The organism is Dactylosporangium sp. NPDC048998 (assembly GCF_043197855.1).
Classification (GTDB): Bacteria; Actinomycetota; Actinomycetes; order Mycobacteriales; family Micromonosporaceae; genus Dactylosporangium.
Genome location: NZ_JBICTV010000005.1, coordinates 193005 through 218590 on the forward strand (window position 1 = coordinate 193005; position 25586 = coordinate 218590).

At 71.3% G+C, this 25586-nt stretch carries 20 protein-coding genes; 14 read left to right on the plus strand and 6 right to left on the minus strand.

Annotation, left to right across the window (positions count from 1 at the left end):
* Positions 1-73: 73 nt before the first annotated feature.
* The gene (locus tag ACGFI8_RS14610; RefSeq protein WP_392804417.1) at positions 74-610 is read right to left on the minus strand and encodes an AAA family ATPase; all 537 of its coding nucleotides are present in this window, start codon (positions 608-610) and stop codon (positions 74-76) included.
* Positions 611-696: 86 nt separating this feature from the next.
* Here ACGFI8_RS14610 and ACGFI8_RS14615 point away from each other — a divergent pair, with 86 nt between their 5' ends.
* The 11 genes from ACGFI8_RS14615 to mgrA all read left to right on the plus strand — a co-directional run bounded on the left by ACGFI8_RS14615 (position 697) and on the right by mgrA (position 13295).
* On the plus strand, positions 697-1080 hold the full coding sequence (locus ACGFI8_RS14615; protein ID WP_392804419.1) for a hypothetical protein: 384 nt from the start codon (positions 697-699) through the stop codon (positions 1078-1080).
* Positions 1081-1389: 309 nt separating this feature from the next.
* Entirely contained in the window at positions 1390-2400 is a 1011-nt protein-coding gene (locus tag ACGFI8_RS14620) for a LacI family DNA-binding transcriptional regulator (RefSeq protein ID WP_392805367.1), read from the plus strand.
* 19 nt (positions 2401-2419) lie between these two features.
* Complete coding sequence (locus tag ACGFI8_RS14625) at positions 2420-3235, plus strand: exodeoxyribonuclease III (RefSeq protein ID WP_392804421.1); 816 nt, start codon at positions 2420-2422, stop codon at positions 3233-3235.
* 495 nt (positions 3236-3730) lie between these two features.
* Complete coding sequence (locus ACGFI8_RS14630; protein WP_392804423.1) at positions 3731-4732, plus strand: ABC transporter permease; 1002 nt, start codon at positions 3731-3733, stop codon at positions 4730-4732.
* A gap of 182 nt (positions 4733-4914) precedes the next feature.
* Positions 4915-6675, plus strand: coding sequence for an ABC transporter substrate-binding protein (locus ACGFI8_RS14635; protein WP_392805369.1), 1761 nt, complete (start codon positions 4915-4917; stop codon positions 6673-6675).
* A 150-nt stretch (positions 6676-6825) separates the two neighbouring features.
* Positions 6826-7827 carry an ABC transporter permease gene (locus ACGFI8_RS14640; RefSeq protein WP_392804425.1) on the plus strand — a complete coding sequence of 334 codons (1002 nt, stop codon included), beginning with the start codon at positions 6826-6828 and terminating at the stop codon, positions 7825-7827.
* 52 nt (positions 7828-7879) lie between these two features.
* Positions 7880-8959 carry an ABC transporter ATP-binding protein gene (locus ACGFI8_RS14645; RefSeq protein WP_392804427.1) on the plus strand — a complete coding sequence of 360 codons (1080 nt, stop codon included), beginning with the start codon at positions 7880-7882 and terminating at the stop codon, positions 8957-8959.
* 107 nt (positions 8960-9066) lie between these two features.
* On the plus strand, positions 9067-10101 hold the full coding sequence (locus ACGFI8_RS14650) for an ABC transporter ATP-binding protein (protein WP_392805371.1): 1035 nt from the start codon (positions 9067-9069) through the stop codon (positions 10099-10101).
* A gap of 79 nt (positions 10102-10180) precedes the next feature.
* Entirely contained in the window at positions 10181-10441 is a 261-nt protein-coding gene (locus ACGFI8_RS14655; protein ID WP_392804429.1) for a hypothetical protein, read from the plus strand.
* 108 nt (positions 10442-10549) lie between these two features.
* On the plus strand, positions 10550-12247 hold the full coding sequence (locus tag ACGFI8_RS14660; RefSeq protein WP_392804431.1) for a S8 family serine peptidase: 1698 nt from the start codon (positions 10550-10552) through the stop codon (positions 12245-12247).
* Positions 12248-12290: 43 nt separating this feature from the next.
* Positions 12291-13295, plus strand: a complete 1005-nt coding sequence (mgrA, locus tag ACGFI8_RS14665; protein ID WP_392805374.1) for an L-glyceraldehyde 3-phosphate reductase — start codon at positions 12291-12293, stop codon at positions 13293-13295.
* On the opposite strand, the gene ACGFI8_RS14670 is transcribed toward mgrA, so the two are convergent.
* Positions 13272-13823, minus strand: a complete 552-nt coding sequence (locus tag ACGFI8_RS14670; protein ID WP_392804433.1) for a hypothetical protein — start codon at positions 13821-13823, stop codon at positions 13272-13274. The two genes, mgrA and ACGFI8_RS14670, sit on opposite strands and share 24 nt — an antisense overlap.
* A gap of 132 nt (positions 13824-13955) precedes the next feature.
* Between ACGFI8_RS14670 and ACGFI8_RS14675 the strand changes: the two genes are divergently transcribed.
* Positions 13956-15335 (plus strand): MFS transporter, encoded by a 1380-nt coding sequence (locus ACGFI8_RS14675; protein ID WP_392804435.1) that lies wholly within the window; start codon positions 13956-13958, stop codon positions 15333-15335.
* Positions 15336-17690: 2355 nt separating this feature from the next.
* Positions 17691-20657 (plus strand): hypothetical protein, encoded by a 2967-nt coding sequence (locus ACGFI8_RS14680; RefSeq protein WP_392804437.1) that lies wholly within the window; start codon positions 17691-17693, stop codon positions 20655-20657.
* A 136-nt stretch (positions 20658-20793) separates the two neighbouring features.
* On the opposite strand, the gene ACGFI8_RS14685 is transcribed toward ACGFI8_RS14680, so the two are convergent.
* The 4 genes from ACGFI8_RS14685 to ACGFI8_RS14700 form a co-directional block, all read right to left on the minus strand.
* Positions 20794-21807, minus strand: a complete 1014-nt coding sequence (locus tag ACGFI8_RS14685) for a transmembrane transport protein (protein WP_392804439.1) — start codon at positions 21805-21807, stop codon at positions 20794-20796.
* 5 nt (positions 21808-21812) lie between these two features.
* A complete protein-coding gene (locus ACGFI8_RS14690) occupies positions 21813-22631 on the minus strand; it encodes an ABC transporter ATP-binding protein (RefSeq protein ID WP_392804441.1) in 819 nt (272 codons plus the stop codon).
* Positions 22632-22714: 83 nt separating this feature from the next.
* Complete coding sequence (locus ACGFI8_RS14695; RefSeq protein WP_392804443.1) at positions 22715-23563, minus strand: hypothetical protein; 849 nt, start codon at positions 23561-23563, stop codon at positions 22715-22717.
* Positions 23564-23621: 58 nt separating this feature from the next.
* A complete protein-coding gene (locus ACGFI8_RS14700; protein ID WP_392805377.1) occupies positions 23622-24521 on the minus strand; it encodes a LysR family transcriptional regulator in 900 nt (299 codons plus the stop codon).
* An 80-nt stretch (positions 24522-24601) separates the two neighbouring features.
* On the opposite strand from ACGFI8_RS14700, the gene ACGFI8_RS14705 reads away from it, so the two are divergent.
* Positions 24602-25546, plus strand: coding sequence for a DMT family transporter (locus ACGFI8_RS14705; RefSeq protein WP_392804444.1), 945 nt, complete (start codon positions 24602-24604; stop codon positions 25544-25546).
* Positions 25547-25586: the final 40 nt, after the last annotated feature.

Below are 25586 nucleotides of genomic sequence, written 5' to 3' on the forward strand. Positions count from 1 at the left end.
CGGCCGCCGCCCAGGTGAGGTACTGCCTCGGCCGCCGCAGCGCCTGGTCAATTCCGGCTGGCGCGCCCGATGTTCAGGTCGTGCGCCAGCCGGTGATGAGCCCCTGGACCTCGTCGGCGACCTCGTCCGGGGCCAGCTCGTCGGTGTCCACGACCGCCCCCAGCGCGCGCAGCTCGCGCCGCGCGGTGAGGTAGGCGCCGAGGCTGTCCAGCCGCCAGCCCTGCGGGCTGGGGTCGTCGTCCGCCTCGATCCGCTCCACCAGGACGGGCGCGGAGACGTCCAGCAGCACGTGGCGCACCTCGTGGCCGCGGCCGTGCAGCCCGGCGACGATCTCCTCGAGGTAGCGGCGGCGCAGCACGGTCATCGGCACCAGCAGCGGGTCGGCGCCGCGCGCCTGCCAGGCCGCGGCGGCCACGGTCGCCGCCCGCCAGGCCGGCAGGTCCTGGTAGTCGCCGTGGCGGACCCCCTGCCGGACCCAGCCGAGGGTCCGCTTGAGCACCCAGCCGATGCGCTCGGGGTCGAACGCCCGCGCCCGCTGCTCGCGCCGGCACAGCTCGGCGGTGAGGGTCGACTTGCCCACGCCGAACGGGCCGTTGATCCACACGATCACGGGCAGCCTCCCTGCGGTCCCGCCCTTCCAGGATTCTCGCAGGCGGGGCCAAGGGTGGTACCAGGCCGACACGCGATAAAGGAGGCATGACGATCGTGACCCTCCCCAAGCGCACCCCCGCCGCCCACGCCGTCGAGCACGTCGACGTCCTGCTCATCGCCCCGGCCGGCCGCCACGCCGACCTCGAGCGGCACCTGCCCCACGGCTGGGTGGTGACCCGGCGCCACGAACCGCCGGCCGGCTGCCGCGAGCCCGACATCGTGCTGCTCGACGACCCCGGCCCAAGGACGGTCACCGCCGCCTGCCTGCGCCACCCGGCCGCCTCCATCGTGGCCGTGCTCAGCCCGTACAGCGACCACCAGGCCGTCGTCGACGTGCTGGAGGCCGGCGCGGACGCCTGCGTGCGCTCGTCCACCACCGCGGTCATCGCCGCGCACCTGGAGGCCTGCGCGCGCCGCCAGGCGGCATGACGGTTTTGGCGTTTCCCACAACATATTCGGGAGAGCGCTCTCAACCGATTCTGTGATTGACATTGGGCTAGTCATGGGCCAGTCTGATTGCAGTCTTGAGAGCGCTCTCCGGCCGAGCGGCGGCCCGGGTGACCGGCTTGGGTTGATCGACGCAGTATGACCGGCGAAATCGTGATCAGGGTGTAACCGGTGTGAGGGTGCGACGGGCGGTGGAGCGACATGCTCCATCGCCCGTCCTTTTTATGCGCTACACAATGCCGAGCTTCAGTCATGATGGTCCGCGGAACAGATATGGGGGACAGAATGGTGCTGTCGGGGCGGGACCGGCCCACACTCGAAAACGTCGCGCAACGCGCCGGGGTGTCGCGGGCCACGGCCTCCCGCGTGGTCAACGGGTCGACCTCCGTCGCTCCGCACATCCGCGACAAGGTGCTCAGCGCGGTCGAGGCGCTCGGCTACGTGCCCAACCAGGCCGCGCGCAGCCTCGTCACCCAGCGCACCGACTCCATCGCGCTGGTCGCCTCCGAGACGGCCAGCCGGGTGTTCTCCGACGACCCGTTCTTCTCCAGCATCATCCGGGGGGTGAGCCTGGAGCTGGAGGCCGTCGACAAGCAGCTCGTGCTCATGATGGTGGGCCCCTCGGGGCCCAGCCACGACCGGGTCGAGCGCTACGCGACGGGCGGGCACGTCGACGGCGCGATCATCTTCTCCATGCACGGCGCCGACCCGCTGCCCGAGCGGCTCAGCCGGGCCGGCGTGCCGGTCGTGTGCAACGGGCGCCTGCTGATCCAGTCCTCGGTGCCGTACGTCGACGTGGACAACGAGGACGCGGCCCGCGCGGCGGTGCGCCACCTGCTCGACACCGGGCGGCGGCGGGTGGCCACGATCGCCGGGCCGCAGGACATGAGCGCCGGCATCGACCGGCTCAAGGGGTACCGCTCGGCCATGCAGGACAGCGGCCGGCGCTCGCTGGTGGCGGTCGGCGACTTCACCCGGCAGTCCGGCGCCCTGGCGATGAGTCAGCTGCTCGGCGACGACCCGGACCTCGACGCGGTCTTCGCCGCCTCCGACGCGATGGCCGAGGGCGCGCTGCGGGCGCTGCGCCAGGCCGGCCGGCGGGTGCCCGACGACGTGGCCGTGGTCGGCTTCGACGACATGGACTTCGCGCGCGACACCGAGCCGCCGCTGACCACCGTGCGCCAGCCGATCACCGACCTCGGCCGGATGGCGGCCCGCCAGGTGCTGCGGATGACCGCGGGCGAGCAGATCGAGCCCGTGTTGCTCTTACCCACGGAGTTGGTGAAGCGCGAGTCGGCATGAAGCTGGCATTGTGGCAGGGGTGAGACTTGCCACCTGGAACGTGAACTCGGTGAAGGCCCGGCTGCCCCGGCTACTGGAGTGGCTGGAGCAGGCCCGGCCCGACGTGCTGTGCGTGCAGGAGACGAAGGTCGCCGCCGACGCGTTCCCGGCCGCCGAGGTCGGCGAGTTGGGGTACACCACGGCGCACCACGGCGAGGGGCGGTGGAACGGCGTCGCGCTGCTGTCCCGGGTGGGCCTCGACGACGTGCGGCGCGGCTTCGCCGGCGACCCCGGCTGGGCCGGCGAGCCCGGCGGCGACGAGGCCCTGTTCGACCAGCCGCGCCAGGAGGCCCGCGCGGTGTCGGCGCTGTGCGGCGGGGTGCGGGTCTGGTCGGTCTACGTGCCCAACGGGCGCACGCCGGAGTCGGCGCATTACGGGTACAAGCTCACCTGGCTCGAGGCCCTGCGCGCCGCGGTCGCGACGGACCTCGCGGGCGGCGGCCCGGTCGCGGTCTGCGGGGACTTCAACGTCGCCCCGGCCGACTCCGACGTCTTCGACCCCGCCGCCTTCGTCGGCGCCACGCACGTCACGAAGCCGGAGCGCGACGCGCTCGCCGCCCTGCTGGACACCGGACTCGCCGACATCGTGCCCAAACCGATGAAAGGCTCCAATCCATTCACGTACTGGGATTACCGGGCGGGGATGTTCCATCAGGACAAGGGCATGCGGATCGATCTGGTCTACGCGAGTCCGTCGATTGCGGACGCGGTGACGGGCGCCTACATCGACCGGGAGGCGCGCAAGGGCAAGGGCCCCTCGGACCACGCGCCAGTCGTGATCAATTTCGATATTTGAGCACGCTGTGTCACCATGCTTCCTGACCGGACCGTACTGTTAAGTGTGAAACGATCAACGATCGTCCTGGATAGCCCGTTCTCGTCGGTCTTGCCGCTATGTTTCCGCCACATTGCGTGATCGCACCGTTACGATTCGACGGTAATTCGCCCGTTTAGGGGGTGTATGATCCAAAAGTCGCTGTGCTTGGATCACGCCCTCATCACGGCGCGGCGTGGACTTGGTTACAGGACAGGGGGTGACCCTTGACGGGCGGCCGAACGGGAGACAGGGTTCCTGCAACGAAGGCGACACCACCACGTCGGCTTCGTGCACGCTCTGCCCGTGGACCGAACCTGCGGATAGGGCACCAGGAGTCCACGAAGACACAGCCGATCGGCTGCTGACTGCCACGGGCCCCGGTCTGGCCGACGCATGCTCGCTTCACGGTGCGACGGCCATCGCTGGCGGGTTCGTGATGGCGGGCAGGCGGCCGGGGAGAGGGGCACCACGCCCATGACTATGGGACCCGTCACGTCGAAGAGCGACGAGCAGGTGCCGACGGTCGACGAGGCGACCGCAACGCCTGCCGGTGTTCCCGCGAAGGCCATCGAAGGTCGCTCGCTCAGTCAGATCGCGTGGACCCGGCTCAAGCGCGACAAGGTCGCGCTCGTCGGAGCCGGGTTCATCATTTTCCTGGTGCTTGTCGCGGTGTTCGCCCCCCTGATCAACAAGGTGTGGGGGCACCCGGTCAACGACTTCCATCAAGACAAGATCGATCCGCTGCTCGGCGGCATCCCGCCCGTCGGCACCTGGGGCGGCGTCAGCAAGGAGTTCCTGCTCGGCGTTCAGCCGGTCACCGGCCGCGACCTGTTCTCGCAGATCATCTACGGCGCCCAGGTCTCGTTGCTCGTGGCGCTGGCCGCGACCCTCGCGGCGGTGACCATCGGCGTGGTCCTCGGCATCGTCTCCGGCTACTTCGGCGGCGCGGTCGACAGCCTGATCAGCCGGCTGATGGACCTGATCCTCGCCTTCCCCTACCTGCTCTTCTCGATCGCGCTGATCTCCGTCGTGCCGGCGAGCACCGGCTGGCGCATCGGCGTGGTCATCTCGGTCATCGCGTTCTTCAGCTGGCCGTACATCGGGCGCATCGTGCGCGGCCAGACTCTCTCCCTGCGGGAACGCGAGTTCGTCGAGGCGGCGCGCAGCATCGGGGCCGGCCCGAGCCGGATCCTCTTCCGCGAGCTGCTGCCGAACCTCGTCGCGCCGATCCTGGTGTACGCGACGCTGATCATCCCCTCGAACATCCTGTTCGAGGCCGCGCTGTCGTTCCTCGGCGTCGGCGTGCTGCCTCCCACGCCCTCGTGGGGCCGGCTGCTCTCGGACGCCGTGCAGTTCTACCAGTACGACCCGATGTACATGTTCGTGCCCGGTGTCGCGATCTTCCTGATGGTCCTCGCCTTCAACCTGTTCGGCGACGGCCTGCGTGACGCTCTCGACCCGAAGTCCAACCGGTAGCCCGCAAGGGCCGCCGGCCGGGCTTCGGGCCCGTCGCGCGAACCTGGCACCGCCACGTCCGGCCCCGCCCGCCAGCCCGGTCGAACCCTGTGCATACCCCGATCTTCACTCGCACAGCAGCACAGCTCGGACGGCCCGTCCCTCGGCGGGTCGCGCCAAACAAGGAGGGAAACCCAGTGAGAATGAGGACAGGGGCACTGGTGGCCGGCTCGGCCGCCGTCGCCCTGGTGTTGTCCGCCTGCGGATCGGGCGGCGACACGAAGACCAGCGAGAGCTCGGCCCCCCAGGGTGTGTCCGGGTTCAACGCCGCCACCAAGGGCGTCGTGAACCCTTCCGACAAGAAGGGCGGCACGCTCAAGCTCGTCAACAGCGCTGACCCGGACTCGTTCGACCCGGCGCGTGCCTACTACGCGTACGTGTGGAACTTCATGAAGGGCTACTACGTCCGCACCCTGCTCACCAACGAGTCGAAGCCTGGCGAGGACGGCCTCAAGCTGGTTCCCGACCTGGCCGCGGACATGCCGACGATCGCCGACGGTGGCAAGACGTACACCTTCAAGCTCAAGCCGGGCCTGAAGTTCGAGGACGGCTCGCCGATCACCTCGAAGGACGTCAAGTACGGCGTCGAGCGCATCTTCGCGCAGGACGTGCTCTCCGGTGGCCCGACCTACCTGGTGGACGTGCTCGACCAGGGCCAGGACTACCCCGGCCCGTACAAGGACACCGACCCGGACAAGCTGGGCCTCAAGTCCGTCGAGACCCCGGACGACACCACGATCGTCTTCCACCTGAAGGAAGCCCTCTCGGACTTCCCGTACCTGCTCGCCATGCCCGGCGCCGGCCCCGTGCCGAAGGCCAAGGACAACGGCGACAAGTACGGCGAGAAGCCGGTCTCGACCGGCCCGTACAAGTTCCAGTCGTACGACGCGGGCAAGAAGGCCGTGCTGGTCCGCAACGACCAGTGGGACCAGAAGACCGACACCGTGCGCAAGGCGCTGCCGGACCAGATCGACTTCACCATCGGCACCGCGCCGGAGGAGATCGACAACCAGCTGCTGTCCGGTGACATCGACATCGACACCGGCCAGACCGGCGTCCAGCAGGGCAGCCAGCCGAAGATCCTGCTCGACCCGGAGAAGAAGAAGAACGCGGACACCCCGAACACGGGCTTCATCCGCTACTTCTCGATCAACACCAAGGTCGCGCCGTTCGACAACGAGCACTGCCGCAAGGCCGTGCAGTACGCCACGGACAAGGTCGCCATGCAGACCGCGCGTGGTGGCGCCGAGGCCGGCGGTGACGTCGCCTACAACATGCTGCCGCCGAACATCGCCGGTCACGACGACTACGACCCGTACAACACCAAGTCGGGCAAGCCGCAGATCGACAAGGCCAAGGAAGAGCTCGCGGCCTGTGGCAAGCCGAACGGCTTCGACACCGTCATCGCCACCCGCAACGCCGGCAAGGAGCCGAAGACGGCCGAGGCCCTGCAGGCGGCGCTGAAGAACGTGGGCATCAACGCCCGCCTCGACCCGACCGAGCCGTCGCTGTACTTCCGCTCGACCATCGGCTCGCCGTCCAACGTGCACGCCAAGGGCTACGGCCTGATGATGGCCGGCTGGGGCGCGGACTACCCGACCGCCGCCGGCTTCCTGCAGGTGCTGGTCGACGGCCGCAAGATCCAGCAGTCGGGCAACAACAACTACTCGGAGATCGACGACCCCGAGATCAACAGCCTGATCGACAAGGCCCAGGCCGAGAGCGACCCGAAGAAGGCCGCCGACATCTGGGCTCAGATCGACCACAAGGTCATGGACGCCGCGATCTACTGCCCGTTCGTCTACGACAAGGCGCTCAACTACCGCAACCCCCGCGTCACGAACGTCTTCGTGACGGAGTACTACGGCATGTACGACTTCGCCAGCCTGGGCGTCGCGAGCTGACCTGCGGGTCGGCAAACGCACCAACTGCTGAAGCAGCAAGCCTGAACAGCCGGTAACCCGCCCTTCACGAGTACAGAAGGCAGGTGAGGGCCACGGCGCCGGCCGGTGCGACGGTAACCTCGTCGAGCCGGCCGGCGTCAGGCCGCACACGTGATCAACTACATCCTGCGCCGCCTGGTCACCGCGGCTCTGCTTATCGTGGCCGTCTCCATGGTCACCTTCGCGATCTTCTTCCTGATCCCGAAGGCGGCGCACGCTGATCCGGCTGAGATGTACGTCGGTAAGACGGCGACCCCGCGCGACGTGGAGGCCACCCGCATCAAGCTCGGCCTGGACCAGCCCATCTACATCCAGTACGCCAGGTTCGCGAAGGGCCTCGTCGTCGGGCGGGACTACGACAGCGGGCCGAGCGTCACCCACTGCTCGGCGCCGTGCTTCGGCTACTCCTTCCGCACCGACCGCGAGGTGTGGCCGCTGCTGCTCGACCGGCTCCCGGTCACCATCTCCCTCGCCATCGGCGCGGCGATTCTCTGGCTCTTCGGCGGCGTCGCCGGCGGCGTCATATCCGCGCTGAAACGCGGAAAACTCTCGGACCGGGTGGTGATGGTGCTGGCACTGGCCGGCGTCTCCCTACCGATCTACTTCACGGGCCTGGTCTTCCAGTCGCTGTTCGTGCACCAGTGGAAGATCTTCAAGGGCGGCGAGTACGTCAACTTCGTCGACGACCCGCTCGGCTGGGCCAACAAGCTCTTCCTCGCCTGGGTGAGCCTGGCACTGCTGTTCGCCGCGACCTACGCGCGGCTGACGCGGGCCACGATGCTCGAGACGATGAGCGAGGACTACATCCGCACCGCCCGCGCCAAGGGTCTGAAGGAGCGGGTCGTGATCGGCAAGCACGCCATGCGCGCGGTGCTCACCCCGATCGTCACGATCTTCGGCCTCGACCTGGGCACGCTGCTGGGCGGCGCGATTCTCACCGAGCGGGTGTTCAGCCTGCCCGGCATCGGCAAGCTGAGCGTCGACGCGGTGACGCAGAAGGACCTGCCGATCATCCTCGGCGCGACGCTGTTCGCCTCGTTCTTCATCGTCATGGCCAACCTGATCGTGGACGTGCTCTACGCCGTGATCGACCCGCGGGTGCGGCTCTCATGACCCTGCCCGCGTCCCGGTCCCCGCTGCACGGCACCCCTGGAAAGGAGTGAGCATGTCCAGCAGCCTGCTCACCGACGTCAACCCGAGCCCGGGCGGCTCCGGCCCGCAGCCCGCCGAGGCCTTCCTCGACGTGCGCGACCTGCGGATCCACTTCAAGACCGACGACGGCGTGGTCAAGGCCGTCGACGGCCTGACGTTCCAGCTGGAGCGTGGCCAGACCCTCGGCATCGTGGGCGAGTCCGGCTCCGGCAAGAGCGTCACCAGCCTGGGCATCCTGGGCCTGCACCGGCGCGGCTCCGCCAAGATCTCCGGCGAGGTCTGGCTCGACGGCGAGGAGCTCATCCGGGCCTCGCCCGAGCGGGTCCGCCTGCTGCGCGGCGCGAAGATGTCGATGATCTTCCAGGACCCGCTGACCGCGATGCACCCGTACTACACGATCGGCGCGCAGATCATCGAGGCGTACCGGGTGCACCACAAGGGCAGCAAGGCCGAGGCCCGCAAGCGGGCGATCGAGATGCTCGACCGGGTCGGCATCCCGCAGCCCCAGCGGCGCGTGGACGACTACCCGCACCAGTTCTCCGGCGGCATGCGCCAGCGCGCGATGATCGCGATGTCGCTGGTGAACAACCCGCAGCTGCTCATCGCGGACGAGCCCACGACGGCGCTCGACGTGACGGTACAGGCGCAGATCCTGGACCTGATCCGTGACCTGCAGACGGAGTTCAACTCCGCGGTCATCATCATCACCCACGACCTGGGCGTCGTGGCCGAGGTGGCCGACGACATCTTGGTGATGTACGGCGGCAAGTGCGTCGAGCACACCACCGCGGAGACCATCTTCCGCCGCCCCGAGCACCCGTACGCCTGGGGCCTGCTCTCGTCGATGCCCCGCGTCGACCGGGAGGTGCGCGAACGGCTGGTGCCGATCAAGGGCAACCCGCCGTCGCTCATCAACCTCCCGAGTGGCTGCTCCTTCCACCCGCGCTGCCCGTACGCGCAGCGCGACGGCATCCCTTGCAAGACGGTCGAGCCGACCCTGGCGGAGGGCACGCGCGAACACGGCGTCGCCTGCCACATTCCGCCGGCGGACCGCGCGGCCATCTTCAAGTCGGACATCGCCCCGAACCTCTGAGGAGCACGACAGTGTCGACGAGCACCCAACCCCAGCCGGCGGCGGCACCGCACCGCAGCGGCGAGAACCTCCTCGAGGTGCGGGGCCTGGAGAAGCACTTCCCGATCATGCGGGGCGCCTTCATCAAGCGGAAGGTCGGCGCCGTGCGCGCGGTCGACGGCATCGACCTGGCCGTCAAGGCCGGTGAGACGCTCGGCCTGGTCGGCGAGTCCGGCTGCGGCAAGTCCACGACCGGCCGCCTGATGACCCGCCTGCTGGAGCCGACCGGCGGCCAGGTGCTGCTGGAGGGCCGGGACATCTCGCACCTGGGCGTGGGCGGCATGCGCCCGCTGCGCCGCGAGGTCCAGATGATCTTCCAGGACCCGTACTCCTCGCTGAACCCGCGCCACACGGTCGGCTCGATCGTCGGCGCGCCGCTGCAGGTGCAGAACATCAGGACTGCGCACGGGCAGAAGCGGGAGGTCCAGCGGCTGCTGGAGCTGGTCGGGCTCAACCCCGAGCACTACAACCGCTACCCGCACGAGTTCTCCGGCGGTCAGCGCCAGCGCATCGGCATCGCCCGGGCGCTCGCGCTGCAGCCGAAGCTGATCATCGCCGACGAGCCGGTGTCCGCGCTGGACGTGTCGATCCAGGCGCAGGTCGTCAACCTGCTCGACGACCTGCAGCGCGAGTTCAATCTGACGTACGTGTTCATCGCGCACGACCTGTCGGTCGTCCGGCACATCTCGGACCGGGTCGCGGTCATGTACCTCGGCAAGGTCGTCGAGATCGGCGGGCGCAACGGGCTCTACACCCAGCCGCTGCACCCGTACACCTTCGCGCTGCTCTCCGCGGTGCCGGTGCCCGACCCGGGCCGCCGGGACAAGGCACAGCGGGAGCGGATCCTGCTCACCGGCGACGTGCCGAGCCCGATCGACCCGCCGTCCGGCTGCCGCTTCCGCACCCGGTGCTGGAAGGCGCAGGACCTGTGCGCCCAGGAGGAGCCGCCGCTGCGCGAGCTCGCGCCCGGGCAGACGGTCGCCTGCCACTTCCCCATCACCGAGGAGGAGCGCTCGGCCCGCGGTGCCGCCGCGGCCCGGGCCGCGGCCGCGGAGATCCCCGCCGACACCGCCGAGGACCCGTCCGCCGAGCCGATCGGCTGAGTTTTTCCGACACTTCGGGGAGCCGCCTACTGGCGGCTCCCCGACTCTTTTGCTTGCCCCCGCGCAATACTGTGTCGGGATGTACACCGAAGAAAGCATTCAGCTGCTCCGTGAGCGCCTGTTCCGCGCGGAGCGCCAGGTCGCCTTCCTGTACCGCCATTTCGGCCTCGACCCGCAGCTCGCCGACACCTTCTCGGGTGTCGCCAACATGCCGCCGGAGTTCACGGAGGCGCTGCGGCAGCAGAACCTCCTCGCCGCCATCAAGATCTACCGGCAGGTGACCGGCGTCAGCCTGGCCGAGGCGAAGGACGCCGTGGAGCGGATCGCCGGATCCGTCTGAACAACGGCGCATGCGCCGCCCTCGCATCGAGAATCTTGGACAGAAAGGGTTTCGCCCCCGCAAGAGCTCTTGTTCTCATATCCCCATCCCCTCGACCAGGGAGGTTATGTGGGATTCAACAAGAAGCTCACCGGCGCCGCGGTCTTCGCCGCGACGCTGACGGTGACGGCGGCCGGCCTCATGTCGGCCCCGGCCAGCGCCGAGTCCACGGCGACGACGCAATACACGGTCGTCGCCGCGGACAACGTCTCCGCCTCCGACGCGGCCGCCGCCATCAAGCGGGCCGGCGGCACGGTGGTCGGCAGCAACGACACGGTGGGCATGTACACGGTGCTCGCGCCGCAGAACGGCTTCGTCGAGAAGGCCGCGGCGGCGCCGCAGCTCGTCGGCGCGACGCACCAGGTCGCCATCGGCAAGGCCCCGAAGAAGGACCGGCCGAGCAACGTCGAGCGGGAGGCCCAGCGCGCGGCCGCCGCCGCCAAGAAGAGTGAGAAGAAGCCGGCCACGGCCGGTATGGACCCGCTCGACGACAAGCTGTGGGGCCTCAAGGCGGTCAAGTCCGACAAGGCGCGCAAGGTCAACGCCGGTGACAAGCGGGTGACCGTCGGCATCCTCGACACCGGCGTGGATGCCTCCAACCCGGACATCGCCCCGAACTTCAACTGGGCGCTGTCGAAGAACTTCGCGCCGGACCGGCCCGACATCGACGGGCCGTGCGAGGTCCCGAGCTGCCTCGACCCGGTCGGCACCGACGACGGCGGCCACGGCACGCACGTCGCCGGCATCATCGGCGCGGCGGCCAACGGCGTCGGCGTGTCCGGTGTCGCGCCGAACGTGTCGCTGGTCGAGCTCAAGGGCGGACAGGACTCGGGGTACTTCTTCCTGGAGCCGACCGTCAACGCGCTCGTGTACGCGGGCGACAAGGGCATCGACGTGGTGAACATGTCCTTCTACGTCGACCCGTGGCTGTACAACTGTACCGCCAACCCGGCCGACTCCCCGGCCGCGCAGGCGGAGCAGCGCACCATCATCAAGGCGATGTTCCGCGCCCTGACCTACGCGCACTTCAAGGGCGTGACCCTGGTCGCCGCGATGGGCAACAACCACGAGGACAAGGGCAAGCCGCGCACGGACATCTCCAGCCCGGACTACCCCGATGGTGCCGCGTACGACCGGCCGATCGACAACAAGTCCTGCTGGGACCTGCCGACGGAGGGCCCCTTCGTCATCGGCGTGTCCTCGCTCGGCCCGTCGCTGAACAAGGCCGACTACTCCGACTACGGCCTGGAGCGCATCGGCGTCTCGGCGCCGGGCGGCTGGTTCCGGGACGGGCTCGGCACCGACACCTACCGCACCTTCGGCAACGAGATCCTGTCCTCGTACCCGAAGAAGGTGCTCCAGGAGGAGGGCTCGGTCGACGCGGACGGCAACGTCCTGCCGGAGTTCGCCGACTCCGTGTTCAAGGACTGCAACGCGGCCGGGCAGTGCGGGTACTACACGTACCTGCAGGGCACCTCGATGGCCTCGCCGCACGTGGCCGGCGTCGCCGCGCTGATCATCAGCGCGCACGGCAGCCAGCACGGGAAGAACTTCGGCCTGGAGCCGTGGAAGGTCGAGTACCTGCTCTACAACACGGCGGCTCAGCACGCCTGCCCGAACCCGCCGCTGGTGTCGTACGTCAACGTCGGGCGCTCGGCCGAGTTCGACGCGCTCTGCGAGGGCACCAAGCAGTTCAACGGTTTCTACGGCTTCGGCATCGTCGACGCCTACGCCGCGGTGACCGCGCACGCCTGGTGGGAGCACTAGGCAGCACCGTACCCAGGGCCGTCTCGTGCGCGCGACTAGGATCATGGTCGTGGCGTACGAGGCGGCCCCGGGCCGATACCAGGACATGCTCTACCGGCGCAGCGGGCGAAGCGGGCTCAAGCTGCCGGCCATCTCGCTGGGACTCTGGCACAACTTCGGGAGCGAGCGGGCGTTCGAGACGCAGCGCCAGATCGTGCGGCGCGCCTTTGATGCCGGCGTGACCCACTTCGACCTGGCCAACAACTACGGGCCGCCGCCGGGCTCGGCCGAGGAGACCTTCGGGCGGATCCTCGCCGAGGACCTGCGCCCGTATCGCGACGAGATCATCGTCTCCACGAAGGCCGGCTACGGCATGTGGTCGGGTCCGTACGGTGAGTGGGGCTCGCGCAAGTACCTGCTAGCCTCGCTCGACCAGTCGCTGGCGCGCATGGGGCTCGAGTACGTCGACATCTTCTACTCCCACCGGCCCGACCCGGACACGCCGCTGGAGGAGACGATGGGCGCCCTCGACGCGGCGGTGCGCGCCGGCAAGGCGCTCTACGTCGGCATCTCCAACTACAGCCCGGAGCAGACCGCCGAGGCGGCGCGCATCCTGCGTTCGCTCGGCACGCCGCTGCTCATCCACCAGCCGCGGTACTCCATGCTGGACCGCTGGATCGAGCCCGAGCTGCTTGGCGTGCTCGAGGCCGAGGGCGCGGGCTGCATCCCGTACTCGCCGCTGGCGCAGGGGCTGCTGACCAACCGGTACCTCGACGGCATCCCGGACGACTCGCGGGTGCGCACCAGCCAGTTCCTCAGCGAGAGCGACCTGACCGCCGCGCGGCTGCAGCTGATCCGGGCGCTGGACGAGGTGGCCCGCGAGCGCGGCCAGAGCCTGGCCCAGCTGGCGCTGGCCTGGGCGCTGCGCGACCCGCGGGTGACCTCGCTGATCATCGGGGCGTCGAGCGTGCAGCAGCTGTACGACAACCTCGGCGCCCTGCGCAACCCGGCCCTTTCCCCCGAGGAGCTCGCCCGTATCGACGGGCTACTTGCTCAGGAAGCCGCCTAGCGCGCTGATCACCGGCTGGAGGGCGGGCGGGATCGCGCCGTCCTTCGCCGTGATCTGCCGGCCGGAGTAGGTGATCGTGTACGTGTAGCCGTCGGCCACCGCGCCGTTGTCGTTCACGGTCGGCATCTTGTTGAAGTCGGTCGAGGCGAGCGCCGCCTTGAGCGCGCTGAGCTCGTCGGCGCTCAGCTTGCCGGTGCGGGTGCCCTGGCGGGTCTGGATGGTGTACGAGCCGTCGGGCCCCACGATCAGCGAGTCGCTGACGCCGGCCAGGCCACCCGTACGGCTGAACGCGATCAGGGCGTCGACGGCGGTCGCGTTGCCGCCGGTGTTCGCCGAGGAGCTCGGGTCGGTCTGCGGGCCCGCGCTCGGGCCGGACCCGGCGCCGGCGTCGCCGCTCGCGCTACTGCCGGCGACCGGAGCACCGCTGGACGCGCCGCCGGTGGCCGCGGCGCCCGCGTCGCCGGTGTTGTCCGAGCAGGCGGCGAGGGCGAGCGTGAGCAGGGCGGCGGCGAGGATCCGGGACTTCATCGTGGTTCAGCTCCATCCATAGGTCTTGCTGATTGGACTGCGGCCCGCCGCCTCCGGTTCCCGGGTGACGTGCGGCACAGTCCCGCGGAATAATCCCGCGTTTTTGTCGTACCTCCACGACATGATGACCCCATGCGTCTCGACCCCTACCGCCGCGTCCTCGCCCTACCGGGCGTGCGGGCCCTCATGGTGCTGGGCCTGCTGGCCCGCATCCCGATCACCGCGATCGGGGTGACCATGACCCTCCACGTCGCCCAGGACCTCCACCGGGGCTGGGGCGCAGCGGGGCTCGTCGGCGCGGCACTGACGGTCGGCACGGCGCTGGGCGGCCCGCTCAACGGCCGCTTCGTGGACCGTCGTGGCCTGCGGCCGATGCTACTGGTCACCACCGTGGCCGAGGCCGCATTCTGGTCCGCTGCGCCGTTCCTGTCCTACTCGGCGCTGCTCGTCGGCGCGTTCGTCGCCGGGGTGTTCTCGCTGCCGGTGTTCTCCGTGATCCGCCAGTCGCTCGCCGCGCTGGTCCCGGCCGAACAGCGCCGCCAGGCATATGCGCTGGACTCCATGTCCGTGGAGCTGTCCTTCATGGCCGGCCCGCCGCTCGCCGTGCTGCTCGCCAGCGCCCTCTCCGGCCGCGTCGCGATGTGGTCGATCGGCGCCACCCTGGTCCTCGCCGGCGCCGCCCTCTACCTCGCCAACCCGCCCGTCCACGAGGCCTCCGCCGAGTCGGCCGCCCCCGGCGCCGCCGCAGTGCGCCGCCGCGACTGGCTGACCCCGCGCTTCCTGGCCGTGTGCGCCGCCGCGGCCGCTACGACGGTCGTGCTGGCCGGCACCGACCTGGGCATCGTCGCGATGCTGCGCAACGCGGGCCAGGTCGGCCTGATCGGCGCCCTGCTGGCCGCCTGGGGCATCTACTCCCTGGTGGGTGGCTTCGTCTACGGCGCCCTGCCCCGCGCCGTGCCGCTCGTGGCCCTGCTGGGCGGCCTGAGCGTGTTCACCGTGCCGGCGGGCGTGTTCGGCGACGCCTGGCCCCTGCTGTTTCTCACCCTGCTCCCGGCCGGCGCCCTGTGCGCCCCCACGCTCAGCGCGAGCGCCGACCTGATCAGCCGCCTGGTCCCGGCCCCGGCCCGCGGCGAGGCCATGGGCTGGCACGGCTCGTCGCTGACCGTGGGCCTGGCGATCGGCTCCCCGCTGGCGGGCTGGGCGATCGACCACGGCTCCCCGTCGTGGGGCTTCGCCGCCGTCGGCACGCTGGGCGCCGTGATCGCCGCGTCCCTGCTGACGTTCCGCCACCTGGACCGCCCCCTGACGCCTGCCACCGAAGCCCCCACCACCGCCTCACCCGACGCCTCGCCCGTTTCGCCCGACGCCTCGCCCGCCGTTTCGCCCGGCGCCTCGCCCGCCGCCTCACCCACTACCACGGCCACCACCACGGCCCCTGCCGTCTCACCCCTTGCCGCGCCGGCCGTCACCCCGGGCACCGCCACGCTGGGCACCGCCACCACCGCCGCGTAGGGCACCACCATGGCCCCCGCTGTCTCGGGTTCCGCCGCGCCGCCCGCCGTTTCGGGCCCCGCCGTGCAGCTCAGCGCGAGGGCGCCGCACCGCCCGCGTTCGCGCCGCCCGCCGCCGCCTTCGGGCCCCGGGCCGCACCGCGGCCATCGCGGCCGCACCGCCGGCCGTCGCCTGGGCGCCGCCGCCGTCAGGCCTCGCCGCGTCAGGGCACTGCCGCGGTTGCCGCCGCTGAGAACGACCGCCAATTGGCCGGTGGCGCCAGTCCGTCAGCAAGTCTCCGTGATCACGCGCCCGGCGGCCGCGGTGCGCGGGGGTCGTCCGTGATCGCGGAGTGAACGTGCTGCTCCTTGTACGTTTCCGCTCCGTGATCATGGCCAACGGGGCGGGCGGCGCGCGAGCGTCACTCAATTTGAATGGCGCGGCCGAGTGACCGGCCGGCAACGCCGTCGCCGAGGCCCTCGGACGGGTCGCGGCGGAAGCGGAGCGCCGGCAGGTGCGGCATGGCTGTCGAGCGTCATGCCGCCGCCCGGGCGCTGTGTGTTTGCCCAGCGCCACGCGGCCGGGCGGTGAGCGGGCGTCGTCCGGTGTCGCGTCGTCGTCAGAGGCGGGGGCGTGGTCCGGGATCCGTTGGAGATCCTCGAGGGGCGGCAAGCGACACGCGGTCGGAGTCGATTTCACGACCGTGAGCACGATCGGGCCGAGGTGATGCCGCAGGTCTCGTCAGTTAATACTGAAAGACTGGAGGGTTTCCAGTCTTCGGATTGCGCACGTCCGCGCTCACAGTAACAAACTGGGCGGGGGCGAACGCATGGCCCAATAACTGTATGCCTTCGATCAACTGCGGTAAGTATTCTAAGCCCAGGAACGGGTGGCAGCATCCGGACGCTGTGCTGGTTAAATCTTTGTGTTGCAACGTTTCCAAGTGTTTCGGGGATGGCCCGGCGTACTCTATGCGTCTTTTACGAGGTATGGGAAGAACTGGATCACGGAGCGTGTTCCGGTCCCGCCCGGGCGCCGAGGCAAGCGTGCGAGAGTCCGTCGCGCTGGCCATGTAGTGCGGAAGCTCCCAGATGTCCGGGAATGTGAGGCCGCCTTCGTGCACTCCCGCCGGGGCCGGGCCGTCGAGCGCCACCGAGTCGGCGGCGTCCACATGGGGCGGGAGAACTCGTAATCCTCGGAGTTGACGCCGTACGGATTCGGCGCGCCCGTGAATTCGTGCGTAAAGCGTGCATGATCAGCGCTCCGTCGGGCGCTGCCATGGAGCGCACGGCCTCGACGACCTGCGGTGATCCGCTCAGCGTGCAGTACGCGGCATGCTGCCGGAATTGACGCCCGTGGCGTCGTGATGAACGGGGAAAACCGCCACGGCGAACGGAACATTACGGGGCTGCGGACAATCGGCGATCTGGCGCGGCCGGGCGGGATCGGAGCGCGGGTCGACGTCCTGCCGACCCGCACCGCCCGCGGTGCCGTCGTGCCGTCCGCGCGCACCGCCTCGGCCAGGGCGTCGCATACATGCCCTGGGCGGATGATCTCCGTGGCGACCGCATCGGCGATCGTCGGTGTCTGAAAGTCGATTCCCGAGCGCAGCATGGGGCGTGCCGGCGGCGACGTCGGCCAGGAACTCTGGGCGGCAAGGGCTCGTCGTGCGTCGATCAGATGTGGATCGCCAGCAGGTGTTTCTGTGCCGATCCGGACGTGTACTTCGTCACTGGCCCGGCCTCCCGGTGATCGAGGTGCGGCGCCAGATTCCCTGCTTGCGCCGCGTGCAACTCGCCCGGCGGCTCGTATTGCCCGGAGGTGTCATACAGGACGAGGACCCCGCTCGCCGGGTATGCAGGAGAACGGCCCGGCGAAGGCCCGGGCCCGAGATGTACCGATTGGAGAGGCTTTGCAGGCACTGAGCGAGAACGCGGCGGCGATGACCAGCGCGATCCCGATGACCATGACGGCGAGGCGCCGTTCGGGCCCGAAGGTGACAGCCAGTATTCGGCGGAATGCGGCTCGATGCATGCACAACTCTCCGGAAAACTCGCCATCAACCCGAGCGAATCGGGCGCAATCGGCTCGCCCGTCGGGCTTATCTGGCGGGTCCGCCGACAAGCAGGATGGTTGCGTCCGTCACTCAGCGCGGTACGATCCGGCAGAGCCGCCCTGCGGTGATCGGTGTGGAACCCCCTCCGCACCGCACCGCTCGTGGCACACCCGACGGAGGGCGATCTTGACTCGTTGCTGCCCGCTTGCAGCTCGCACGCCGATCACGCTGGGCCGTTCGCGGCCTCCAGCCGGGACGGCGGCCACGCGGCCGGCAGCCGCCCTCGTCGGGGCAGGGCTCCATAGTGCTGAGAGGTCCGCATGAGCACGGCGATGCAGGTGCGGCTGCGGCACTGGCCCGGGATGAAGGTGTCCTGGCTCGGTGCCGGTGCGGTCGTCCACTCCGGTGAGGAACCGAGCCCGGGCGCGGCGGCGCTGGTCGTCTCGCCGCACGGGTCCACCGAGTGCGCGGTGGTGATCAGTTCCCACACGGTCAAGCTGCAGCCGGCGATGATCGAGGAACTGGCCGAGGTACTCGCGAACGGCCTGCCCCGCGGGTTCACCGCGATGCGGTTCGTCGCCTGGGACGGCGCCTGCGCCACCAACGAGCGGCCCGCCGCGGCCCACTTGATCGCCATGCGCCTCGGCATCGACGTCATCGCCGCCGCCGGCCCGCTGCTGGGGGTGCCCGGCGGCTCGCTGTTCGCCCCCGTGGGGCGCGGCGAGCAGCGGCCCGGCGGCTTCTGGCGCTTCCGCACCGGCGTCCAGCCGGTCCGGGTCGGCTGGCGCTTCCCCGCCCCGGCCTGGGAGTCCGACCTCTGCACCGAGATACCGGAGCTGCCCGGCGACCTCGTGCTCGACCAGATCCCGGCCGGCCTGTGGCTGCACCGCCGCCGGGTCGGCAGCGTGACCGACCTGGTCTACTCGGTGCCGACCGACCACGCCAACCCGGCGCTGATCCTGGGGCACCCGGGCGACCAGCCGCTGCACCGCGACGAGCTCGCACACGCGGTCTCCGCCGTCACGACGCTCGCCGCCGATCGTTGCGTCTTCACGCCGTACGGCCAGAATCCCATCGCCGACGGCCCGGTCGGCCCCGTCGTGGCCGACGTCCTCGGCCGCGCGGTCCACGTGCGCACCGGCCTGCCGCTGTGCGCGCCCGCCGGCCAGCGCGCCGTGGTCACCATCGACGCCAAGGGCCTGCCCCGCTGGCGCACGTTCGCCCGCGAGCTGTGGCACGCGCCCCGCACCGGCGCGCCGCGCCCGGTCGACTGGGTCAACCCGTGCCCCGACGTGCTCGACACCCCGGCCGGCCAGGCGACGTTCGCGCTCGGCTCGGGCTGGGTGCTGGAGGTCGTGCAGGCGGGCCTGTGGATCCGCCCGGAGCACCTCAACGACCCGGCGGACTGGATCCGCGGACTGCCGGTCGACGTCAACCGCTGCGCCGTCATCGTGGGCGCGCCCAACGCGGCCGAGTTGCCGCCGCCGGCGCACGCGATCGCCGAGGTACTCGAGAAGCTGCCGATCGACGCCCGCAAGCGTGCCTACCTGACCGTGCCGCGCGGCGCCGCGCCCAACGTCTTCATCCTCGCCACGGGGCTGCGCGACTCGCTGCCCGAGCCGGGCGAGGTCGAGCTGGTGGCCCCGTCGGCGTCCGCGGGGACGACGACGGGCTCGTTCCCGGCGGTGCAGGACGCGCCCCGGCACGCGGGTCAACCGGCCGGTGGCCGTCGTGGCGACGCGAACGGGCCCTACCTTGTCGACGGTCGCCCCGCCAACGGCCACCCCTCCGGTGCGCACCCGACGGTGTCGCGCCCGGACACGTACGAATCGGGCTACGACAAGCGTGACCTCGAGGACGGTCGTGGCCTCGAGGACAACCGCGGGTACGAGGCACGCCCCGACTACGGCGCCGCGGCGCACGGCGGCTACGCCGAGCCGCGCACGTCCTCGTTCGACGGCCCGCGCTCGAACGGCTTCGACGACCGCGCACCGCGCACCGGCGCCTTCCCGGCGGTCGACCCGGCGGCGAACGCGTTCGACGCGCCGCGTGGCAACGGCTACGAGGACGGCCCCCGTGGCCAGCGCACCGGCGCTTTCCCGGCGGTCGACCCGGCGACGAACGCGTTCGACGCGCCGCGTGGCAACGGCTACGAGGACGGCCCCCGTGGCCAGCGCACCGGCGCTTTCCCGGCCGTTGACCCGGCGGCGAACGCGTTCGACGCGCCGCGTGGCAACGGCTTCGACGACCGCGGCCAGCGGACCGGCTCGTTCCCGGCCCAGCCGGACGCCTCGGCGACGGGGACGTTCGCGCCGGTGACCCCGAACGGCACGCAGCGGCCCCCGCGCCCGGGCGGCTACCCGGCCGAGCCCCCGATGCAGCAGCCGCGGCAGCGCCCGGCCGACGCCACGGGCGCGTTCCCGGCGGCGGGCGGGTTCCGCAACAACCCGGACGCCACCTCCCCGACGGTTCCTGTCGTACCCGGCCCGACCCCGAACGGCGTCAACGGCAACGGGCACGGCGGCAACGGGCACGGTCACGGCGGTGCCAACGGTCACGGCGGCCCGAACGGTCACGGCGGCCCGAACGGTCACGGCGGCAATGGACACGGCGCCTCCGGGCACGCCCCGGTGTACAACAGCTTCAACGGCCCGGGTCACAACGGCAACGGCGGCCACAACGGCCACCCCGGTGCCCCCGGCCTCAACGGCCACCCCGGCGCCGCGCCCAGCGGCCACGGCGGTCCGGGCCCCAACGGTCACGGCCCGAACGGGCTCAACGGCAACGGCCACCCCGGGCCGGCGCACAACGGCAACGGCTACGGCGGGATGCACCCGGACCTGCACGTCGCCCCGCCGCACGCGTTCCACCGCGAGGACCAGCCGCTGCCCCCGGCTGGGTCGAACGCGCCGCACGGGTACAGCTTCGACGCGCCCGACTACGACGAGCACCACTTCGACCCGGTCACGCCGCCGACCCGGCATCACGAGGAGCCCACGGGCCGCATGCCGGCGCAGCGGCCCCCGATGGACGAGCAGAACGAGCCGGCCGAGGAGACCTCCTCGATCAACACGGGCCGGGAGATCCGCTCGCACAACAAGAAGGGCAAGGCCACCCGGGCCGACGACAAGACGAGTACGCAGGAGCTCGACCGGCTGCTCGGGTTCTTCGACGAGATCCGCCGGGCGAAGGCGTGGGACGAAGACCCGAACTCCCCGGAGGAGCAGGCCGCCAAGCGCGCCGCGGCGGGCCAGCCCCCGGCCGGTCCGCGGCGAGCCCGGCACTGAACTAGACGCACCGAACCGGCCCATCCGTTGACACGGGTGGGCCGGTTTTTTGCGTGCGCTCCGAAGCTCCGCGTAACCGAAATATCGGATATATCCGAAAAGTCGTAGTGCGAAGCGCCCGACTTTTCGCAGGGAGTCAGGTGCGGTGGCGGATGCGCCACAGAGCGAAGCCCGCCAGCAGGGCGGCGACGGACAGATAGAGCGCCGTCTCCAGGTACTGGAAGCGCCAGAAGCGGTCGTTGGGCTGGTACGCGATGTCCAGGTGCAGGTCGTGCGCGGCCAGGCACGGCGATATGTCGCCGAAGGTGCCCGTCGCGCCCGTCTTCGGCGCGCGCATCAGGCAGTCGTCGAACGCCCGCGGGTCCAGTGGGCGGCCGTCCGCGGTCAGCAGCTCGCTCGTCGCCGTCACCCAGGCGCCGGGTACCTCGATGCCTCTGACCACGGGGGCGCTGCCGAGCGTGCCCAGGCCGTGGGCCTCGTCGATCGCCGCTGCCGTCATCGGGCGGGTGGCGTGCAGGGCGGGCATGAGGTGCGGGCGGACCAGGTTCGGCATCACGAAGAGCACGGCGATGACGGCCACGCCGGTCAGGGCCATCGCCGGTACCGTGCGGCGTAGGAACAGCCCGGTCACCGCGCCCACGAGGCTCGCCAGCGCGGCCTGGCCGATCGGGGAGAGGTCCCGCGCGCCGAAGTTGACCGTGCCGAAGCGGTCGCCGGCGATCGCGTCGACCGGGGACGCGGCCCAGGTGAGCAGGGCGCTCGCGACCGCCGCGACGAGCATCGCGGCGAGCACGACCGTGGCCAGGCGCACCGCCAGCCAGCGGCGGCGGGTCACGCTCTGGTTCCAGGCCAGGCGGTGGGTGCCGGTCTCGAGCTCGCGGGCGATCAGGGGCGCGCCCCAGAACATGCCGACGAGGGCGGGGAGCAGGCCGAGCACCCCGGCCAGGAGCAGCAGGCGGGTGCGGTAATCGCCGACGAGCCGGGCCAGGGCGTCGGCGCAGTCGCCGGTGGCCCCGGTGGCATGGCACTGCGCGAGGTACCCGGTGCGGGCGTCGCGGATGTCGATCCCGGTGGAGATCAGGTACGCGGCCAGCGCCGCCAGCACGAGCGCGCCGACGAGGGCCTGGATGCGGAACTGCCGCCAGCTCATCCAGATCATCGCGCGGCCCGGTTCAGGTAGGCGAGCACGAGCTCCTCCAGCTCGACCGGGCCCGCGTCCGGGGGCGGGGCCGCGGCGCGCACGACGGTGCCGTGGACGCGTTCGGCGCCCGCGGGCAGCGGGCCGGTGCCGGGCATCCGGTGGTGGGCGGCGAGCAGGTCGGCCACGTCGCCGGCGAGCTGCACCCGGGAGCCGGCCAGCACGATCAGGTGGTCGCAGACCCGCTCGACGTCGGCGAGCAGGTGGGAGCTGAGCACCGCGCTCGCGCCGAGCTCGGCCACGGACTCCAGCAGGCTGCGCAGGAACCCGTCGCGGGCGAGCGGGTCGAGCGCCGCGGCCGGCTCGTCCAGGATCAGCAGCTCGGGCCGCTTCGCGGCGGCGAGGGCCAGGGCCAGCTGGGCGCGCTGGCCGCCGGAGAGCCGGCCGGCCCGCTGGGTCATCGGCAGACCGGCCTGCGCGGCGCGGTCCCGGGCGAGCGGAGCGTCCCAGCCGGGGTTCATCCGCGCGCCCATGCGCAGGTGCTCGGCGACGGTCAGCCCGGCGTACACCGGCGCGTCCTGCGCGACGAACCCGACCCGGGCCAGGTGCGCCGCGTCCGCGGCCGGGCGGGCGCCGAGGACCCGCAGCGTGCCGGTGCTCGGCTCGATGAGGCCGCAGGCCAGCTGCAGCAGCGTCGACTTCCCGGCCCCGTTGGGCCCGACGAGGCCGATGATCCGCCGGGCCGGGACGTCGAGGTCGACTCCGGTCAACGCCGCCCGTCGGCCGTAGCGCTTGGAGAGCGCGGTGGCCCGCAGTACCGAATGATGGTTTGGCATGCCCGCAATGCTCGGCGGCGGCCGGGGCCCGGGCATCGTGCCAAGGCGGGGGCGGCCCCCTTCTTTCGGCCGATGCAAAGCGGTCAGCGGTACCAGCGGCGCAGGGTTCGCAGGGTCTCCGCGCCGCCGAGGTCCGCCGGTGGCGTCGGGAGCTGGCGCAGCAGCAGGTCGCGCTCGGTGACGTACGACGGTTCCGGGTCGGTCAGCGGGACCGGCGGCAGCCAGAACCGCTCGATCTCCACGTCGGGCTCGGTGAGGCCGGCCAGGGCGCCCGCCGTGCCGATCGGGGAGAGCGCGGGCACCGGCTCGTGGTCGTCGCTCTCCCCGATCGGCACGGCGGGGCCGCCGGCGCGCAGGGTGCGCAGCGCCGACAGCAGGGCCTCGCGCGAGCGGCCGCGCCACAGCAGGATCAGGAACGGGTCGGCGTCGAAGCGCTCGGCCAGCAGGTAGCACGTGGCCGCGAGGTGTTTGCACGGTACGGCCTGGTCGGGGCACGAGCAGCGCATCGCGAGGTCGGCGAAGCGGGCCGGGAACAGCGGCGCCGACGCGGCGCCGAAGACGTCCTCGACGTGCGGCGGGAGCTCGCCGGCGAGGAGCTTCGCGGCGCCCAGCGCCTCGGCGGCCAGGGCGCGCTCGACGGCCGACCAGACGCTGTCGGGGAAGATGGTCAGGCCGATGGAGACCTTGTACGGCGCGGGGCGCGAGCCCTGCACCGTCGCAGTCACCGCGCCGGGGGCCACGTCGAGCTGCAGCACCTGGCCGGCGCGGGCGTAGTTGCGGCCCCGGGTCAGGCGGGTGCCGAGCGCGAAGGACTCGAGCACGGCCAGGAACCGCTTGGACCACCAGCTCTCGCCGATGGCGCCGCGCGTGCTGCGGGCCCGGATGCCGCCCTCGACGCGGACGGTCCGGGACCCCCAGTACTCCGGGTTCATCGTCCTATTTTACGCAACCGCGGAACGCCGCGATGTCCGCGATGGCGTCTGCGCGCTTTCACGGAGCGTATGTGGCCGCCTGGGTGACCAGTGCTTGCATGAGGCGTTCGGCGGTCCTGTTGGCCCGATGCCGGCGGGGGAGGTAGGCGCCGACGTGCCGGGTGGTGTTCTCCACGAGGTTGATGGCGCGGACGCGAGGGTGGTCGCAGAGCGCGAGGTGAGGGATGAGAGCGACGCCGACGCCGGCGCCGACGAGGGCGCTCATGAAGCGGTAGTCGCTGGATCGGCAGGCGACGTTGGGATGGAAGCCGGCGTGGGCGGCGAGGGTGTCCAGGACGCTTCCGGGCTCGCCCCAGCCTTGGACCCAGCGTTCGCCGACGACCTCCCCAACGCTGACGGCGGTTCGATCGGCCAGGGGATGGCTGGTCGGGACGACAAGCCGGAGGTGGTCGACGAGGAGAGGGGTGTAGGCGCCGAAACCGGCGGTGCCGGGCCAGTGTCGCGGCGGTTGGGGGGTGTGGAAGTGGTAGACGAGGGCGATGTCGGCTTCACCGCCGCGGATGGCGTGGAGGGCCTGGTCAGGTTCGGCTTCGATGACGGTGACCTCGACGTGGTGGCCGGCGGCCATCGCGGTCAGGGCGGGCGCGAGCAGTGGTTCGCCGGCGCTGGGGAAGGTGACGACGGTCAGGGTCGAGGGGCCGTCGGTTCGCAGGTTGTTCAGCTGCCGCTCGGCGGCCAGTACCTCGGCGTGGATCGTGTCGGCGGCCGCGAGCAGGATTTGACCGGCGTCGGTGAGGACGACCCCGCGGGTGCTGCGTTCGACGAGGGTGACCCCGGCGCTTCGTTCGAGGGCGGCGATCTGCTGCGAGACGGCTGACGGGGTGTGGCGCAGCGTGGCGGCTGCCCCGGCGAAGCTGCCGCACCGGGCGACCTCGCGGAGCACGGCGAGCCGTTGCACGTCGATCAACAGTTCTCCTAATGGTCCCAGCCTGAGGTTACTAGTTCCGCTGATCACCTGTCCCGGCGACGCTGCCTGTCATGGCGATACTCGGCAGGGATGAACGGACGGGCGTAGCGCTGGCGGTGGGGGCGGTGCTGCTGGTCGGGGGGTCGGTGGCCGCTTCCCGCATGGTGGCCGGCTACCCCGTCCTGGGCGGCCAGGGGGCGCGCTACCTGGTGGCCGGGATGCTGCTGGCCGGCTGGGCGCGGCTGCGCGGCAAGTCGCTGGTTCGTCCACGCGGGCACGAATGGGCCTGGCTGGGAGGCTTGGCCGTGGTCGGCCAGGCCGGCTGCAGTGTGCTGCTCATCGCGGCCACCCGCGTCACCGATCCGGCCGGGGTCGGCGTCGTGATCGGCGCCGCTCCGCTGGTCATCGTTGTCGCCTCCAGCCTCGCGGCGCGACGCCGGCCCTCCGGCCGGATACTGACGGCCGCCGTGGTGGTTGCCGCCGGCGTCACCGCCGCCCAACTCGCAGCTGCCGGCGGCGGCCCGGCCTGGACCCCGCAGGGGCTGTTGCTGTCACTCGGAGCCCTGGCGGGCGTGGTCGGCACGACGCTGTTCGCCGCGCCGCTGCTGCCCCGGTTGGGCGCCCTCGCCGCCACCACGTACGCGTCGAGCCTTGCCGGCGTCACGCTCCTGGCCGCAGCCACGCTCGTCGGCGCCACGCATGGCGAAGCCGTCCTGCGGGTGCCGACCCCGACCGAGTTGCTGGCACTGGCCTACCTCGCGGTTGCCGTCACCGCGGTCGTGTTCATCGCCTGGTACGGCGCGATGGAACGGCTCGGAGCCCAACGCACCGGCCTCTTCAACGGTCTGATCCCGCTCACGTCGCTCCTCGCCGTCGCCGTGACCGGTACCGGCACCGTCACTGCGGTCCTTGTCCTCGGCGCCGCCGGGATTCTCGCAGGAGTGGTCCTCGGCCTTACACGAGGAGCCGGCACGGCGGCGCGATCGCCGAGCGTCGCTCGCCGTCTCGACGGGTGACGTTGTGAAGTTCGGTTCGTCGTTACGGATGGGTGGCGAA

Coding starts and splice junctions, on each gene's coding strand:
- ACGFI8_RS14615 (WP_392804419.1), top strand. CDS start 697: ATGACGATCGTGACCCTCCCCAAGCGCACCCCCGCCGCCCACGCCGTC.
- ACGFI8_RS14630 (WP_392804423.1), top strand. CDS start 3,731: ATGACTATGGGACCCGTCACGTCGAAGAGCGACGAGCAGGTGCCGACG.
- ACGFI8_RS14635 (WP_392805369.1), top strand. CDS start 4,915: ATGAGGACAGGGGCACTGGTGGCCGGCTCGGCCGCCGTCGCCCTGGTG.
- ACGFI8_RS14645 (WP_392804427.1), top strand. CDS start 7,880: ATGTCCAGCAGCCTGCTCACCGACGTCAACCCGAGCCCGGGCGGCTCC.
- ACGFI8_RS14650 (WP_392805371.1), top strand. CDS start 9,067: ATGCGGGGCGCCTTCATCAAGCGGAAGGTCGGCGCCGTGCGCGCGGTC.
- ACGFI8_RS14655 (WP_392804429.1), top strand. CDS start 10,181: ATGTACACCGAAGAAAGCATTCAGCTGCTCCGTGAGCGCCTGTTCCGC.
- mgrA (WP_392805374.1), top strand. CDS start 12,291: ATGGTCGTGGCGTACGAGGCGGCCCCGGGCCGATACCAGGACATGCTC.
- ACGFI8_RS14670 (WP_392804433.1), bottom strand. CDS start 13,823: ATGAAGTCCCGGATCCTCGCCGCCGCCCTGCTCACGCTCGCCCTCGCC.
- ACGFI8_RS14675 (WP_392804435.1), top strand. CDS start 13,956: ATGCGTCTCGACCCCTACCGCCGCGTCCTCGCCCTACCGGGCGTGCGG.
- ACGFI8_RS14680 (WP_392804437.1), top strand. CDS start 17,691: ATGAGCACGGCGATGCAGGTGCGGCTGCGGCACTGGCCCGGGATGAAG.
- ACGFI8_RS14685 (WP_392804439.1), bottom strand. CDS start 21,807: ATGAGCTGGCGGCAGTTCCGCATCCAGGCCCTCGTCGGCGCGCTCGTG.
- ACGFI8_RS14690 (WP_392804441.1), bottom strand. CDS start 22,631: ATGCCAAACCATCATTCGGTACTGCGGGCCACCGCGCTCTCCAAGCGC.
- ACGFI8_RS14695 (WP_392804443.1), bottom strand. CDS start 23,563: ATGAACCCGGAGTACTGGGGGTCCCGGACCGTCCGCGTCGAGGGCGGC.
- ACGFI8_RS14705 (WP_392804444.1), top strand. CDS start 24,602: ATGGCGATACTCGGCAGGGATGAACGGACGGGCGTAGCGCTGGCGGTG.